We start from the raw sequence: 15,205 nt of genomic DNA on the forward strand, positions 1-15,205 counted from the left end.
AATCATTTAGAACAACGATTTGAGGATAACACGCTACCTCCGGTAGGGAAGCACTCCGCCTCACCTGAGCGACACCTAATGACGTGCCAAGACATGAAGTCCTCCTCCCCCGCCAAATACGTCCTCAACCCCTCTGCTTCCAAAATAGCGCGCGCCACCCGCACCGCCTCCTCGCTCATCATCTTCTGCTGCTCAAACTCCGCCTCGCCCAGCCATTCCCGCTTGCTGTTGCCCAGCGGGTGATAGGGCAGCACCGTCACCCCGTCCAGCCCGGCGGCGCGGATCAGTCCGGCCAGTCCGCGCAGGTTCTCCGGCGTATCCGTCACCCCCGGCACCAGCGGGATGCGCGGCCACACCTTCGGCCCCCGCCCCTGCGCCGCCAGCGCCGTCATCCAGTAGAAGTTGTCGTGGATATGCACATTGGTCGCGCCGCAAAAGCGGATATGGTCATCCCGCGTGAACAGCTTCAGGTCGAACAGCACCAGATCCAGCCGGCGCAGCGCCTGCCACAGCGGTTGCGCCTCAACCCGCGCATCCGGTTCCCCGCCCGGCTGCACCATCGCCTCGGTCAGTCCCTTCACCCGGAACTGGCCGCTGGTTTCCAGCGTCAGGTGCAGGCCTTGGTCCTTCAGCCGCGCCGTCATGGCCGCCAGCATCTCCGGATGCATCGTCGCCTCGCCGCCGCTGAAGGTAACGCCGCCGCCGGACGAGCGGTGAAGCCCGAATTCCGGCTCCAGCTCCGCCAGCAAATCCTCCACCGTGCGTTCCTCGCCATAGCCCACCATCGCCTGCGACGGACAGACCTCGACACAGGCCCGGCACTGGTCACAGTTCGCCGCCGACCACTGCCCCGGCGCGGTCATCGCCCCGGTCGGGCAGACCTCGACGCAGGCGCGGCAGCCGTCCACGCACAGGTGCGCCTTGAACGCCAGCTGCGGTTGCGGCGAGATCGATTCCGGGTTCTGGCACCAGGCGCAGTTCAACGGGCAGCCCTTGAAGAACACCGTACTGCGGATGCCGGGGCCGTCATGGATGCAGAAATGCTGCACCGCGCAGGTCGGGGCGGTCAGCGCCGTGACGGGAATGCGCGACGGCGCGGCGGCCGTCATCTGTTCAAAGGCCATGGCTCATGCGCTCGATGATTTCGTCCTGCACCTCGGGGCGCAGGTCGCTGAAGTAGGAGCAGTAGCCGGACACCCGCACCAGCAGGTCGGGGTAGGCCTCCGGGTTCAGCTTGGCGGCGCGCAGTATCTCGGCGTCCTGCACGTTTACCTGCACCTGCATGCCGTCCTGCCGCACCAGGTAGTCGCGGAACAGCGTGCCCAGATTGCGGATGCCGGTCTCACCATGCACCAGCTTCTTGTCGAACTTGATGTTGAGCACATGGGCGTTGCCCCAGTGCGTCTTGTCCAGCCCGGCGACGCTGCGCAGCGCGGCGGTGGGGCCCTTGCGGTCGGAACCGTCACTGGGCGACACCCCGTTTGAGAGCCGCTGCCCGGCCTTGCGGCCGTTCGGCAGCGCCCCGGTATGACGACCGAAACCCACCCCGCAGGACATGGAATAGAACCCGGCGATCCACTGGCCGCCCCGGGTGTTGCGGCGCGGCGTCACTGCGTCGGTGAAGGCGTCGGCGGCGCGCTGGGTCATGGTGTCGGCGGCCTGGTCGCCGTTGCCGAAACGCGGGAAGCGGCGGCTCAGTTCCACCCGCAACGGCTCGTGCCCGGCGAAATCGGCATTCAGGATTTCCACCAGTTGCGGCAGCGTGAAGCGTTTGTCTTCAAACACCAGCTTGTTCAAGGCGTAGAGCGAATCCCCGGCATCGGCCAGCCCCACGGCCTGCACCGAGGTGAAGTCGTACATGCCACCGCCCCAGGTCACGTCCTTGCCCTTGGCCAGGCAGCCCTGCGTCATGATCGAATTCACCGGCGTCGGGCGATGGATGCGATACGTTTCTTCCAGCCGGTTGATGGCGCGCTGCATCCGTCCCACCTGAAAGGCGACTTGCGAACGGAAGGCGGCGAGCACGTCCTCGAAACCGGTCATCGCGGCCAGCGGCGGCGTCAGCAGCCCCAGCCTTTCGCCCCGGAAGCTTTCCCCCCGGTTCAGCGCCAGTTCCAGGCACAGCGGCAGGTTGAACAGCGCGGCGTCGGCGGAGTTGTAGGTACGGCCCTGACTGGCCAGTTCCACGCAGCCGATGATGGCGTAATCGCGGGCGTGTTCCAGCGTCATGCCGGTGTGCTGCAGGCTGTTGATCACCGTCTCATCGCCCATCAGCGTCGGACGGCCGCCGGTGCGCTGCATCACCGCCACCGCCTTGTCCAGCAGGCGCTTCGGGGTGTCGGCATGCACGCGCACATGCAGCGCCGGTTCGCGGGTGCCCAGCTGGCCGAAGGCTTCCAGCACCAGCTCGGAAAGTTCGTTGCTGACATCGCGACCCTCCGCATCAACGCCACCGACGGTGATCGACTGGCCGACGCAGTTGCCGCTGAAATAGACGTCCATGCGGTTGGAATACAGCGGGATGGTCTCGCCGGTCTTGGCCTCGAAACTCACCCACAGCTCCAGCGCCTGCTCGCGGGTCAGCGCGCCGCACGCCAGGTCGGCGTCATAGAGATGGATCAGCGCCTGGTCCAGCCGCCCGAAGGACATGCCCTGCTCGAAATCTTCCAACAGCATGGCGATGTGCAGCAGCCAGCAGGCCTGCAACCCTTCCTGGAAGGTGGCGGGCGGGTAATAGGGAACACGACGACAGGCCTGGGCGGCGGCCAGAAGTTCGGCGCGGCGGCTGTCGGCAATGTCGGTCCGCAGGGCTTCACATTCGGCAGCGTCGGCCAGATTGGCGGCCATGCCGCGGATACCGTCGATGGTGATGCGCAGCGAGCGGTAGAACGCCAGCTGGTCAGCGTCGGCTGGGGAACCGTCCGGCAGCGTGCGGGTTTCCAGGCAGCGGGCGGCAATGCGATCGGTTTCCACCAGCCCTTCCGCCACCAGCCGCCGGTAGTCGCCCACCTGATGCCCCACCCCGGCTTCCTCGGTGACGATGTAGCGCTTGGGGCTGAGGATTTCCAGCAGCTCGCCAGTATAGCCCGGCTTGGCGAAGGCGCGCGCGCCCATGTTGGTGAAAACGTTGTCGGCGGCCAGCGCCGCCAGCTCCAGCTTTTCCTTGCGGCTCAGCTTCAGCTTGATCGGGCGGTCTTCCAGCGTGAACAGGTCCTCGATGATGTTGACCGAGGTGCCTTCCGGGTAGAAGTTCGCCGCCACCCGCTTCGAGGTGACGTTGCCGATGATCAGTTCGTCGTCATAAAGACGCGGCTGGCGGTGCTTCATCACGTAAGCCAAGGCCAGCGCGCGTTGTACCAAGGGATGTTCGCCCTTTCCCGCGCCGGACTTGCGGAAGGCCTTCAGCAGGCGCGGACGCTCCAGGCAGATGGAGTAACCGGCGTCGTGCAGGGCGGCCTTCAGGCGCAGGGCGCGCGCGCCAGGCGGAGGGATCAGGTCGTTGGCGGCGGTGGGGAAAGCGGTAATGGAAGCGGTCATGGTCAGTTCCTCGGGACAGCGGGAATGACCTGAGTATCTGCCCGGGATTACCGGGCGTATTGACATAGTTCGCCGAGTTATTGACGATTTTCGCCATTTGCGGGGAGGTGGATTGGACAAGAGTAATGTTATTGATTTTTATCAAATTACCTAACTAGAAGTTCCCTCTACCCGAGGGGAGAGGGCTAGGGAGAGGGGGAACAGACAGTCCCCCGAACAAGAACCTCCAAGTCGCCACCGCCGAACCCTCTCCCGGCGCTGCGCGCCACCCTCTCCCAGACCTTGGGAGAGGGAGAGTCTCGCCAATTCAGTGCACGCTCGTACCAATATAAATCAAGCGCATAGCCTTAAAAAACGGCCTTAATTGACTAATATCAGCTGCTTTATCCATCAATAAGTGTACACTTGTGCACAAATGAGGAGACAGCCGTTTCCTCCCTCAGATGGTCACGCCCCGGAGGCTCCCGCCATGAATACCGCCGAACAACGTTTTGCCCCGACCCCGACGATAGCCCGCCGCGCGCGACTCTCCGTGGTCAAGAATCCCGCGCCGGCGGCCAAAACGCCGTCCCGGTTGCCGCCGGATAACCTCGCTCCCGCCCCCGCCTCCTGGACACCGGAAGGACTGAACGGCCCTGACCCCCGGCTGATGAAAACGCAGCGCGGCTTCACCGACTTCCTGCTCGACCGCTACTTCCGGCTGGAACTGGACGGCTGGGCCAACCTGCCCGCCGAACCGGCGCTGCTGATCGGCGTCCATTCCGGCGGCCCGTTGACCATGGACGCCTGGACCATCGGTTTTGCCTGGTACCGGCGCTTCGGCACCGGGCGCACGCTGCACGCCACCGCCCACGATGTGCTGATGAAGACCCCCGGCCTGGGCCGCTATTTCCGGCGCATGGGCGTCATCAGCCCCAGCCGCGACAATATCCAGGCGGCGTTTGAAAAAGGCGATGACGTGATTCTGTGGCCGGGCGGCGAGAAGGATGCCTTCCGCAGCTGGCGCAAGCGCGATACCGTGGAACTGGGCGGACGCACCGGCTTCATCAAGCTGGCGATCCGCACGGGGCGGCCGATCGTGCCGGTGGCGACGGTGGGCGGGCATGACACGCTGTTCGTGCTGTCGGAAGGGCGCGGGCTGGCGAAGCGGCTGAACCTGAAGAAATGGCTGCGCTCGGAAGTGGCGCCAGTGACGCTGAGCTGGCCGCTGGGGCTGGCGGTGCATGTGACGCCGTTGCAGCACCTGCCGCTGCCCGCCAAGATCCGCACCGAATTCCTGGAGCCGATCCGGCTGTCGAAAGACCCGGCGATGGCTGATGACGACGCCTATGTGCAGCGGATGTACCACGAGGTGGAAGCGCGGATTCAGGCGGGCATGGACCGGCTGGCGGCGAAGCGGCGGTTTCCGGTGTTTGGCTGAGGCGAGGGGGTTTAGCCCCCCAACCGCTCATACTCCGCCCGGATCACCGCCTCCGCCCGTTGCACCGCCTCGTCCGCCGTCATCCCCGCCGGGTCGATCGCCGGCAGCACGCTCCACACGAAACGCTCGCCCACGCCCATCGGGAATTTGCCGAAGCGGTTCAGCCGCCAGGTGTCATGGATGCACACCGGCAGCACCCACGCCTCCGGGCACTTTTTCAGCAGGATCTTCACCCCCGCCGCCGCAAAGGGTTTCAGGCCGCCGCGCTTCGAGCGCGTGCCTTCGGGAAAGATCACCACCGCCCCGCCCTGTTCGCGCAGGCGCGCGCCCAGCTTGCCGATTTCCGACAACGACTGCCGGGCGTCACTGCGGTCAATCAGCGCCGCGCCGCTGTGGCGGAGGTTATAGGAAACACTGGGAATGCCCCGTCCCAGCTCACGCTTGGCCACAAAACAGGGCGACAGGCGGCGCAGGTACCAGCCCAACCCCACCACATCCAGCGTACTCTGGTGGTTGGCAACCACGATCAGTGGGCGGGAGGACGGCGCGGGCAATGCCCCGATCAACCTTGGACGATTGCCCAGCAGCCACAGGGACCGGATCAGGCAGCCGTTGAGGGCATCGACGGTGCGACGGTGGGCGCGGGCGCCACCCAGACGCAGGGCCGCGATCTGGGCGGCATGGAATATGCACAACCAGACCAGGCAAACCACCAGAAACACCGGTGTCAGTACCGCTCCCAACGCCTTTTTCAGGAATTCCGACATGAACGCTCCGCTCAACATCCCGGTCCGTGCGGCGCACTACCGACGCCCGCCACCCCCGGAAACCGGCAGCATAGGCGAAATTCACACGGCTATTATTGACAGCCGTCAACGAGCATGAGCCATGCCGCTCTTGAATGCCAGCGTTTTCACGGTATAATGAAATGTTTCCCCGTGTTACTCCCTTTCTGGGTAAGTCCCTTTCTGGCATCGCGCTGGCTTTTTTTGACCGCCGGCGTGCACGCAACAGTGCGCTCCGGGGTTTGTGCTTTAATGAGGATCAGAGTGTGAAGGCAACTGCAGTACCTGAACGGCAGGGTTTGTACGACCCCGCCAACGAACACGACGCCTGCGGCGTCGGCTTCATCGCCCACATCAAGGGCCAGAAAAGCCATTCCATCATTGAACAAGGCCTGCTGATCCTGAAAAACCTGGATCACCGGGGCGCGGTCGGTGCAGACCCGCTGATGGGCGACGGCGCCGGCATCCTGATCCAGATTCCCGACGCGTTCCTGCGCGGTGAAATGGCCAAGCAGGGCGTCATCCTGCCGCCCGCCGGCGAATACGGTATCGGCATGTGCTTCCTGCCGCAGGAAAGCGCGTCCCGCATGGCCTGCCAGGAAGAAATCGAACGCGCCATCGCCGCCGAAGGCCAGGTGCTGCTCGGCTGGCGCGATGTTCCCGTCTCGCGCACCATGCCGATGTCCCCGACCGTCAAGGCCAAGGAGCCGGTGATCCGCCAGGTGTTCGTCGGCCGCGGCCCGGACGTCATCGTCACCGATGCCCTTGAGCGCAAGCTGTACATCATCCGCCGCCGCGCCGCCAACGCCATCAAGGCCTTGGAGCTGGTGCACGGCCAGGAATTCTACGTCACGTCGTTCTCGGCGCGCACCATCGTCTACAAGGGCCTGCTGCTGGCCGACCAGGTCGGCGAGTACTACCTCGACCTGCAAAACCCGGACTGCGTGTCGGCTCTGGCGCTGGTGCACCAGCGCTTCTCGACCAACACCTTCCCCACCTGGGACCTGGCGCACCCGTTCCGCATGATCGCCCACAACGGCGAAATCAACACCGTACAGGGCAACGTCAACTGGTTCAAGGCGCGTGAACAGGCGATCTCCTCGCCCATCCTCGGCGACGACCTGAAGAAGGTCTGGCCGCTGCACTATCCCGGCCAGTCCGACTCCGCCGCCTTCGACAACGCGCTGGAACTGCTGGTGATGGGCGGCTACTCGCTGGCCCAGGCCATGATGCTGATGATTCCGGAAGCGTGGGAAAAGCACACGCTGATGGACGAGAAGCGCCGCGCCTTCTACGAATACCATGCCGCGATGATGGAGCCGTGGGACGGCCCCGCCGCCGTGGCCTTCACCGACGGCCGCCAGATCGGCGCGACGCTGGACCGTAACGGCCTGCGTCCGGCCCGCTATCTGGTTACCGACGACGACCTGGTGGTCATGGCTTCCGAATCCGGCGTGCTGCCGATCGAAGACAAGCGCATCGTCCAGAAATGGCGTCTGCAGCCCGGCAAGATGTTCCTCATCGACACCGAAGCCGGCCGCATCATCGACGACCAGGAGCTGAAGGATTCGCTGGCCAACGCCAAGCCCTACCGCGAGTGGATCGACAAGATCCGCATCAAGCTGGACGAGTTGCCGGTCACCGAAGAAGCCTGCGAGCCGTCTGCCGTTTCCCTGCTCGACCGCCAGCAGGCCTTCGGCTACACCCAGGAAGACATCAAGTTCATCCTGGAACCGATGGCCGCCAGCGGTGAAGAAGCCACCGGCTCCATGGGCAACGACGCCGCCCTGCCGGTGCTGTCGTCCAAGCTGAAGCCGCTGTACAACTACTTCAAGCAGCTGTTCGCCCAGGTCACCAACCCGCCGATCGACCCGATCCGCGAAGAGCTGGTGATGTCGGTGGTGTCCTTCATCGGACCGAAGCCGAACCTGCTCGGCATCACCGACGTCAACCCGCCGATCCGCCTGGAAGTGGCGCAGCCGGTGCTGGACTTCGGCGACATCGAGAAGATCCGCCACATCGAGAAGTACACCGGCGGCAAGTTCCGCTCGCAGGAACTGGACATCTGCTACCCGGTCGCCTGGGGCAAGGACGGCGTTGAAGCCCGTCTCGCCTCGCTGTGCGCCGAAGCCGAAGACGCCGTGCGTTCCGGCGCGAACATCCTGATCGTGTCCGACCGCCGCATGGACAGCGCCAATGTCGCCATCCCGGCGCTGCTGGCCACGTCCGCCATCCACCAGCACCTGGTGAAGAAGGGCCTGCGCACCAGCGCCGGTCTGGTCGTGGAAACCGGCTCCGCCCGCGAAGTCCACCACTTCGCGCTGCTGGGCGGCTACGGCGCGGAAGCCGTGCACCCGTACCTGGCGCTGGAGACCCTGCAATCGCTGGCCGGTGATGATGCCGCCAAGCGCGAGAAGGCCGTCTACAACTTCACCAAGGCCGTGAGCAAGGGCCTGTGCAAGGTCATGTCGAAGATGGGTATCTCCACCTACATGTCCTACACCGGCGCGCAAATCTTCGAAGCCATCGGCCTGCAAAGCGCCTTTGTCGAGAAGTACTTCACCGGCACCCCTTCCAAGATTGAAGGCATCGGCGTGTTCGACGTGGCGGAAGAAGCCATCCGCATGCACCAGGCCGCCTTCGGCACCGACCCGGTGCTGGCCAACGCCCTCGACGCGGGCGGCGAATACGCCTTCCGCATCCGCGGCGAAGACCACCTGTGGACGCCGGACGCCATCGCCAAACTGCAGCACTCGACCCGTTCCAACCAGTTCTCCACCTTCAAGGAGTACTCGCGGATCATCAACGACCAGTCCCAGCGCCACCTGACGCTGCGCGGCCTGTTCGCGTTCCGCACCGACGGCATCACCCCGGTGCCGCTGGACGAAGTCGAGTCCGCCAAGGAAATCGTCAAGCGTTTCGCCACCGGCGCCATGTCGCTGGGCTCCATCTCCACCGAAGCCCACAGCACGCTGGCCATCGCCATGAACCGTATCGGCGGCAAGTCGAACACCGGTGAAGGCGGCGAAGATGCCAAGCGCTTCATTCCCGTGGCGCAGGACACGCAACTGTCCGACGTGCTGGGCAAGGGCCGCATCGAACGCGACCTGACGCTGAAGGCCGGCGACAGCCTGCGTTCCGCGATCAAGCAGGTGGCTTCCGGCCGTTTCGGCGTCACCGCCGAATACCTGGTGAACGCCGACCAGATCCAGATCAAGATGGCCCAGGGCGCCAAGCCCGGCGAAGGCGGCCAGCTGCCCGGCCACAAGGTGTCCGAGTACATCGGCTTCCTGCGTCATTCCGTGCCCGGCGTCGGCCTGATCTCGCCGCCCCCGCACCATGACATCTACTCCATCGAAGATCTGGCGCAGCTGATCCACGACCTGAAGAACGCCAATCCGGCCGCTTCCGTGTCGGTGAAGCTGGTTTCCGAAGTCGGTGTCGGCACCGTCGCCGCTGGCGTGTCCAAGGCCAAGGCCGACCACGTGGTCATCGCCGGCCATGACGGCGGCACCGGCGCTTCGCCGCTGTCCTCGATCAAGCATGCCGGTGCGCCTTGGGAACTCGGCCTGGCCGAAACCCAGCAGACCCTGGTGCTGAACCAGCTGCGCAGCCGCATCCGCGTGCAGGTCGACGGCCAGCTGCGTACCGGCCGCGACGTCGTCATCGGCGCACTGCTGGGCGCGGACGAATTCGGCTTCGCCACCGCCCCGCTGGTGGTGGAAGGCTGCATCATGATGCGCAAGTGCCACCTGAACACCTGCCCGGTGGGCGTCGCGACGCAAGACCCCGAGCTGCGCAAGCGCTTTACCGGCCAGCCGGAGCACGTGGTCAACTTCTTCTTCTTCATCGCCGAGGAAGTGCGGGAAATCATGGCCTCGCTGGGCGTGCGCACCTTTGACGAACTGGTCGGCCGCGCCGACCTGCTCGACACCAAGGCGGGCATCACCCACTGGAAGGCGCAGGGCCTGGACTTCTCGAAGGTCTTCTTCCAGCCGTCCGTCCCCGCCTCCGTGCCGCGCAAGCACACCGAGATCCAGGATCACGGCATCGCCAAGGCGCTGGATCACCAGTTCATCGAGCTGGCGCAACCGGCCCTGCAACACGGCAAGAAGGTGACCATCGAGCTGCCGATCCGCAACGTCAACCGCACCGCCGGCACCATGCTGTCGGGCGAAGTGGCCAAGCGTTACGGCCACGCCGGTCTGCCGGACGACACCATCCACCTGAAGCTGAACGGCACCGCCGGTCAGAGCTTTGGCGCGTTCCTCGCCAAGGGCATCACGCTGGAACTGGTGGGCGAAGGCAATGACTACGTCGGCAAGGGCCTGTCGGGCGGCCGCATCATCATCCGTCCGCACGCCGAATTCCGCGGCGACACCTCGAAGAACATCATCCTCGGCAACACCGTCATGTACGGCGCCACCGAAGGGGAAGGCTTCTTCACCGGCGTCGCCGGCGAACGCTTCGCCGTCCGTAATTCCGGCGGCACCGCCGTGGTGGAAGGCGTGGGTGACCACGGCTGCGAATACATGACCGGCGGCACCGTGGTGGTGCTGGGCAACACCGGCCGCAACTTCGCGGCGGGCATGTCCGGCGGCATCGCCTACGTCTATGACGCCAACGGCGCGTTCAAGGACCGCTGCAACCTGGCCCAGGTCGCCCTGGAAAAGGTCGTGGCCGACGCCGACGCTCCGGCCGGTGCGCCGCTGCATCGCGGCCTGAAGGACGAGGCGCAGCTGAAGGACCTGATCAGCCGCCACGCCGAATACACCGGCAGCGCCACTGCCAAGGCCATTCTGGCCAACTGGGACGAAAGCCGTGACAAGTTCGTCAAGGTGTATCCGCACGAGTACAAGCGCGCGCTGACCGAAATGGCCGCGCAGCAACAGAAAGAGGTAGCCTGAGCCATGGGTAAGCCAACCGGTTTCATCGAATTCCAGCGTCTGTCCGAAGGCTATGAAGCCGCCGACACCCGCGTGAAGCATTACAAGGAATTTGTCAGCAGCCTCTCCGACAGCGACGCCAAGACCCAGGGCGCCCGCTGCATGGACTGCGGCATTCCGTTCTGCAACAACGGCTGCCCGGTGAACAACATCATTCCGGACTGGAATGACCTGGTGTATCGCGGCAACGCCCGGCAAGCGCTGGACGTGCTGCACTCGACCAACAACTTCCCCGATTTCACCGGCCGCATTTGCCCGGCCCCGTGTGAAACGGCTTGTACGCTCGGCATCAACGCCGAGCCGGTCGGCATCAAGTCCATCGAGCACTACATCATCGACAAGGGCTGGGAAAACGGCTGGATCGCGCCGCAACCCGCCAGCGTCAAGACCGGCAAGAAGGTCGCCGTGGTCGGTTCCGGCCCCGCCGGCCTGGCCGCCGCCCAGCAGCTGGCGCGCGCCGGCCACGACGTGACCGTGTTCGAAAAGAACAGCCACATCGGCGGCCTGCTGCGTCGCGGCATCCCGGACTTCAAGCTGGAAAAAACCATCGTCCAGCGCCGCGTGGCGCAGATGGAAGCCGAAGGCGTGGTGTTCCGCACCAACGTGCTGGTCGGCCCGGACTCCATTCCCGCCGGTATCTGCAACGATGCCACGGAAGTGATTTCCGCCGAGACGCTGAAGTCGCAATTTGACGCCGTGATCCTGTCCGGCGGCTCGGAAATTCCGCGTGACCTGCCCGTCCCCGGCCGCGAGCTGGCGGGCGTGCACTACGCGCTGGAATTCCTGATTCCGCAGAACAAGGAAGTGGAAACCGGCGTCGCCAACCCGATCAACGTCAAGGGCAAGCACGTCGTCGTCATCGGCGGCGGCGACACCGGCTCTGACTGCGTCGGCACGTCGAACCGTCATGGCGCCGCATCCATCACCCAGTTTGAAGTGATGCCGATGCCGCCGGTGCAGGAGAACAAGCCGCTGGTGTGGCCGTACTGGCCGATCAAGCTGCGGACCTCCAGCTCGCACGACGAAGGCTGCGACCGCGACTTCTCGGTGCTGACCAAGGGCTTTGTCAGCGATGGCAACGGCCGAGTGAAGGCCCTGCAAGGCGTTCGCCTGTCCTGGGAAGGCGGCAAGATGGCCGAGATTCCCGGCTCCGAGTTCGAGATCCCGGCCGATGCCGTGTTCCTGGCGATGGGCTTCACCAACCCGGTGGGCGGCGTGCTGGAAGCCTTTGGCGTCAACAAGGATGCGCGCGGCAACGCCGCCGCCACCACTGACGGTCCGGGCTGCTACGCCACCAACGTCAAGGGTGTGTTCGCCGCCGGCGACATCCGTCGCGGTCAGTCGCTGGTGGTCTGGGCGATCCGTGAAGGCCGTCAGTGCGCGCGCGAAGTCGATGCGTTCCTGATGGGTTCGAGCGTGCTGCCGCGTTAAGCGAGTCGCACACTCAAGCAAAAAACCCCGCCTTGGCGGGGTTTTTTGTTGGGCGCTTCCCGGCTACTTCTTCCCCGCCGCCAGCGCCACATACAGCCCGGTAATGGCATCCATCTGCTTCAGGATCGACTCGGACGTGGAAGACACGATCAACGGCGCAAAGCGGCCCTGCTTGTACTGCGTGAACACCGACTTCGACAGCGCCCAGTCCGCCTTGACCCGGTTCAGGCCGGTGGTGATGGCCGGGGTATTCTGCGGCGCGGCCAGCAACTGCTGCAGGTTGCCGTCAAAATCCTGCAAGGTTTTCTGGAAACCGCTCTCCAGATCCGGCGCATTCAGCTTCCAGGCCATCGCCAGGTAGTACTTGCCCAATTTCTGGCTCAGCATGCGCTGCCGTCCGGAAATACCGACCAGTCGCGCCGCCCCCGTTCCCGCCTTCACCCCCAGCTTCTGCACCACATCCTCGCAGGCGGCCAGCAGTTGCTCGCTTTGCGCCAGCACTTGCGCGCCTTGGGCCGGGTTAGGCTTGGCCACGGCCAGCGTGCTGTACGCGCCCCAGACCTGCGCCTCCTTGTCCAGCGCCGCCTGCACCGCCGGGTCCTTGGCGTAATCGCGCAGTTCCATGAGGTTGCCGTGGAATTCGGCCACGGCGGCGTCAATGCGCTGCGCAGCCTCGGCGGCATTGGCGTTGACGCCGATCATGAAATAGCTGAGGGCGATGCGCTGGCTGAGCATGCGCTGACGTCCCGCCTTGTTGATGGCTTCGGCATCGGTGGAAATGGCCTGGGCGGCGAATGCCGTCAACCACAACAGGCCGATGGCACCCAGTCTGGCGGTCAACTCCCGGCGTGTAAGGTTCATGATCATGACTCCGGTTACCTGAAAAATCGTGGATTGATCTCAATCAACCCCGTCAGGCTCCCATGAGCTTCCCGCCGACAACGTGACTCAAGTCACACACTATGCCTAAGATACGGCGGCCTGTACTTCAGGACAGGCCGCCTTTCCCGCCCGACAGCCAGTTGCGGCGACCCGTCAGTTAATCCCGATCTGCTGCCGCTCCTGATAGCGGTAAAACCCGGTTTCCTCCTCGTTGCGGATGTACTGCGCCTCCTCCGGCCCGAACTTGCGGTTCTGCAAGGCCTGTATCTGCAATTGCAGCGCCTCGCCCTCATACTGCTTCGCCAGCGCCGCCCGCTCCTGCATGTAGGAAGCACCCGCCGCCGCGCGTTGCGCGCGTTCGGCATCCAGTTCATCCCAGCGCTTTACCGCCTCGGCATCCAGTCCCAAGGCGGAGCGCAGGTGATGCAACTCCTCCTGGCGGCGTTCGGGCGGCAGGCTGTGCAACTGGTCCTGCACCGTGTTCAGCGCCAGCAGCCCTTCCATTTGCTGCACCGGGTGCGACTTGTCGGGATTGGTGGCGGCGTTGCCGTAAATATCCACCAGCGTCTGCACATAGCGATCCACCTTGGTCGATAGCGGCAGGCCGGGCGTATCCAGCTGCTGCAGGGCGGCTTCCACCTTTTCCTGCTTCAGCTGCGCCTGCCAGATCACCTTGGCGTCCTCGCCGAACAGTTGCAGCCGCTTGTCCCAAGTGGCGCGCAGCCTTTCTTCCTTGCTGCTGAAGGTCATCGATTGCTTGATCTCGGCCAGCCAGGCGTTATAGCTCTCCAGCGCATCCAGCGACGCCGTCAATTGCTCGTAGTCGGCGGGAAAGAACAGCTTGAGCATGGCTTTCAAACGCGCCAGCCAGTCGTTGGGGTATTTCTCCATCAGGTAGCGCTTCAGCGACTCGATCACCTGCAGCCGCCAGTAGGGATGCGCCAATTTGCTGCCATAGCGGCCCTGCAGCCAGACGCCCAGGCGCTGTTCCTCAGGCGGCAAGGCGGACACGGTGGTGGCAATCTCGGCTGATGCGTGGGCGGGCCGGGCCGGGCCGATTGCGGCGGCGGTTCCGGAAGCGGCGGGAAGCACGGGGCCTCCGCCCTCGCCCAGCCAGACCAGCACGCCCAGACTGACCATAATCAGCAAGGCGCAGGCGGGCATCACCCATCGGCGGTAGCGGCGCGGCGACGTGACTGCAGCCGGTGCGGCGGGATGGCGGCGGCTCATGACAGTCTCCTTCCATCATCGTTACCGGCCGCCGCGCCATCCACCGCCAGCATGCCCGCAAGATAGATACGGGTGTAGGCCATGGCGCGCTGGATGAAGGACGGCTTCAGGCCGACCATTTCGCGGAAGACGTGGGTGAAATGGGCGGCGTCGGAGAACCCGGCTTCCTGCGCGGCATCGGTCAGGGAAATGCCCTGCTGCATCATCCACGCCGACAGGAACAGGCGGTGCCAGTTACGGTAACGGCGCAGGGTAAGACCGGTTTGCTGGCGGAACCAGCGCGACAGCACTTCCTCGGTCAGCCCGGCCTCGTTTGCATAATAGCTGTTGGGCAGATTGGCCGCCGCCGTCAACCGGACAGACGCGACGACACCGGCCACCGCCTGCTCGATACGTCCTTCCGGGGCGGCCGACGGCAGGGCCAGGCTTTCCACCAGGCGGTCATAGACCCCGGCGGGATCAACCGGGTCCAGGTACAGGCGTCGGAAGGATTCCACCACGGCGGCGGCAAACGGGCCGTCATCGCCATGCAGGTTATCGCTGACGGGATGCAGACGCGATGAGAGCAACCGGTAATCCCGGCACAACACATCCAGGAAACAGCAACCCAGCAGACCGGACTCGGAGTAGTAGCGAACCTCTGCTCCGGGCGGCACCAGCGCCAGCGGCGTGCTGACCATCGGGCCGTCATCAACGGCGATGTGGAACGGCAGGTCCAGCCCGACCAGCAGACAGGCGCAGGCCGGGGTGAATTCGACCGGGTCGGGAATGACGCCCAGAAACAAGGAGCGGTCTTGCCAGAGATGAAGGTGGATCGGCCCCGGTAATGCGGCGGCCTCGCGCATGCGATCGTGGACGGCGCCCGACGGAATAGCCATGCCCAATGTTGCCCCCTGCCTGCTGTTCAGGCTGTTCTTTTTGTTATGACGGGTGTGTCCCCGTTTTCAGGCCGGTTCATCGCCTGCGCGGGAATC

9 protein-coding genes are annotated in these 15,205 nt (G+C 64.8%); 3 read left to right on the forward strand and 6 right to left on the reverse strand.

Annotation, left to right across the window (positions count from 1 at the left end):
- Window positions 1-2: 2 nt before the first annotated feature.
- Window positions 3-1,124, reverse strand: coding sequence for a glycyl-radical enzyme activating protein (locus tag EV700_RS12770; RefSeq protein WP_130414355.1), 1,122 nt, complete (start codon window positions 1,122-1,124; stop codon window positions 3-5).
- A complete protein-coding gene (locus tag EV700_RS12775) occupies window positions 1,114-3,537 on the reverse strand; it encodes a pyruvate formate lyase family protein (protein ID WP_165391469.1) in 2,424 nt (807 codons plus the stop codon). Before EV700_RS12775 ends, EV700_RS12770 begins: the two co-directional genes overlap by 11 nt.
- Window positions 3,538-4,006: 469 nt before the next feature.
- Between EV700_RS12775 and EV700_RS12780 the strand changes: the two genes are divergently transcribed.
- Window positions 4,007-4,957 carry a lysophospholipid acyltransferase family protein gene (locus EV700_RS12780; RefSeq protein ID WP_207224669.1) on the forward strand — a complete coding sequence of 317 codons (951 nt, stop codon included), beginning with the start codon at window positions 4,007-4,009 and terminating at the stop codon, window positions 4,955-4,957.
- Between the two features lie 11 nt (window positions 4,958-4,968).
- Here the strand turns inward: EV700_RS12780 and EV700_RS12785 are convergent, their stop codons facing one another.
- Window positions 4,969-5,724 carry a lysophospholipid acyltransferase family protein gene (locus EV700_RS12785; protein WP_207224670.1) on the reverse strand — a complete coding sequence of 252 codons (756 nt, stop codon included), beginning with the start codon at window positions 5,722-5,724 and terminating at the stop codon, window positions 4,969-4,971.
- Between the two features lie 284 nt (window positions 5,725-6,008).
- Between EV700_RS12785 and gltB the strand changes: the two genes are divergently transcribed.
- Together gltB and EV700_RS12795 are read left to right on the forward strand one after the other, a co-directional pair.
- Window positions 6,009-10,649 (forward strand): glutamate synthase large subunit, encoded by a 4,641-nt coding sequence (gene gltB, locus EV700_RS12790; protein ID WP_242610262.1) that lies wholly within the window; start codon window positions 6,009-6,011, stop codon window positions 10,647-10,649.
- A 3-nt stretch (window positions 10,650-10,652) separates the two neighbouring features.
- Window positions 10,653-12,119 (forward strand): glutamate synthase subunit beta, encoded by a 1,467-nt coding sequence (locus EV700_RS12795; RefSeq protein WP_130414361.1) that lies wholly within the window; start codon window positions 10,653-10,655, stop codon window positions 12,117-12,119.
- Window positions 12,120-12,182: 63 nt separating this feature from the next.
- Here the strand turns inward: EV700_RS12795 and EV700_RS12800 are convergent, their stop codons facing one another.
- The 3 genes from EV700_RS12800 to EV700_RS12810 form a co-directional block, all read right to left on the reverse strand.
- Window positions 12,183-12,980, reverse strand: coding sequence for a type IV pili methyl-accepting chemotaxis transducer N-terminal domain-containing protein (locus EV700_RS12800; protein WP_165391470.1), 798 nt, complete (start codon window positions 12,978-12,980; stop codon window positions 12,183-12,185).
- A gap of 174 nt (window positions 12,981-13,154) precedes the next feature.
- Window positions 13,155-14,231: a hypothetical protein gene (locus EV700_RS12805; protein ID WP_130414365.1), complete on the reverse strand. Its 1,077-nt coding sequence runs from the start codon at window positions 14,229-14,231 to the stop codon at window positions 13,155-13,157.
- Window positions 14,228-15,109, reverse strand: a complete 882-nt coding sequence (locus tag EV700_RS12810) for an AraC family transcriptional regulator (protein WP_130414367.1) — start codon at window positions 15,107-15,109, stop codon at window positions 14,228-14,230. The genes EV700_RS12805 and EV700_RS12810 overlap by 4 nt, the downstream gene beginning before the upstream one ends.
- Between the last annotated feature and the right edge of the window lie 96 nt (window positions 15,110-15,205).

It is taken from the genome of Fluviicoccus keumensis, assembly GCF_004217445.1.
Lineage (GTDB): Bacteria > Pseudomonadota > Gammaproteobacteria > Pseudomonadales > Moraxellaceae > Fluviicoccus > Fluviicoccus keumensis.

Excerpts from the sequence above, each read along its gene's own strand:
- EV700_RS12805 (WP_130414365.1), bottom strand. The coding sequence starts at position 14,231 with ATGAGCCGCCGCCATCCCGCCGCACCGGCTGCAGTCACGTCGCCGCGC.
- EV700_RS12775 (WP_165391469.1), bottom strand. The coding sequence starts at position 3,537 with ATGACCGCTTCCATTACCGCTTTCCCCACCGCCGCCAACGACCTGATC.
- EV700_RS12780 (WP_207224669.1), top strand. The coding sequence starts at position 4,007 with ATGAATACCGCCGAACAACGTTTTGCCCCGACCCCGACGATAGCCCGC.
- EV700_RS12810 (WP_130414367.1), bottom strand. The coding sequence starts at position 15,109 with ATGGCTATTCCGTCGGGCGCCGTCCACGATCGCATGCGCGAGGCCGCC.
- EV700_RS12800 (WP_165391470.1), bottom strand. The coding sequence starts at position 12,980 with ATGAACCTTACACGCCGGGAGTTGACCGCCAGACTGGGTGCCATCGGC.
- EV700_RS12795 (WP_130414361.1), top strand. The coding sequence starts at position 10,653 with ATGGGTAAGCCAACCGGTTTCATCGAATTCCAGCGTCTGTCCGAAGGC.
- EV700_RS12770 (WP_130414355.1), bottom strand. The coding sequence starts at position 1,124 with ATGGCCTTTGAACAGATGACGGCCGCCGCGCCGTCGCGCATTCCCGTC.
- EV700_RS12785 (WP_207224670.1), bottom strand. The coding sequence starts at position 5,724 with ATGTCGGAATTCCTGAAAAAGGCGTTGGGAGCGGTACTGACACCGGTG.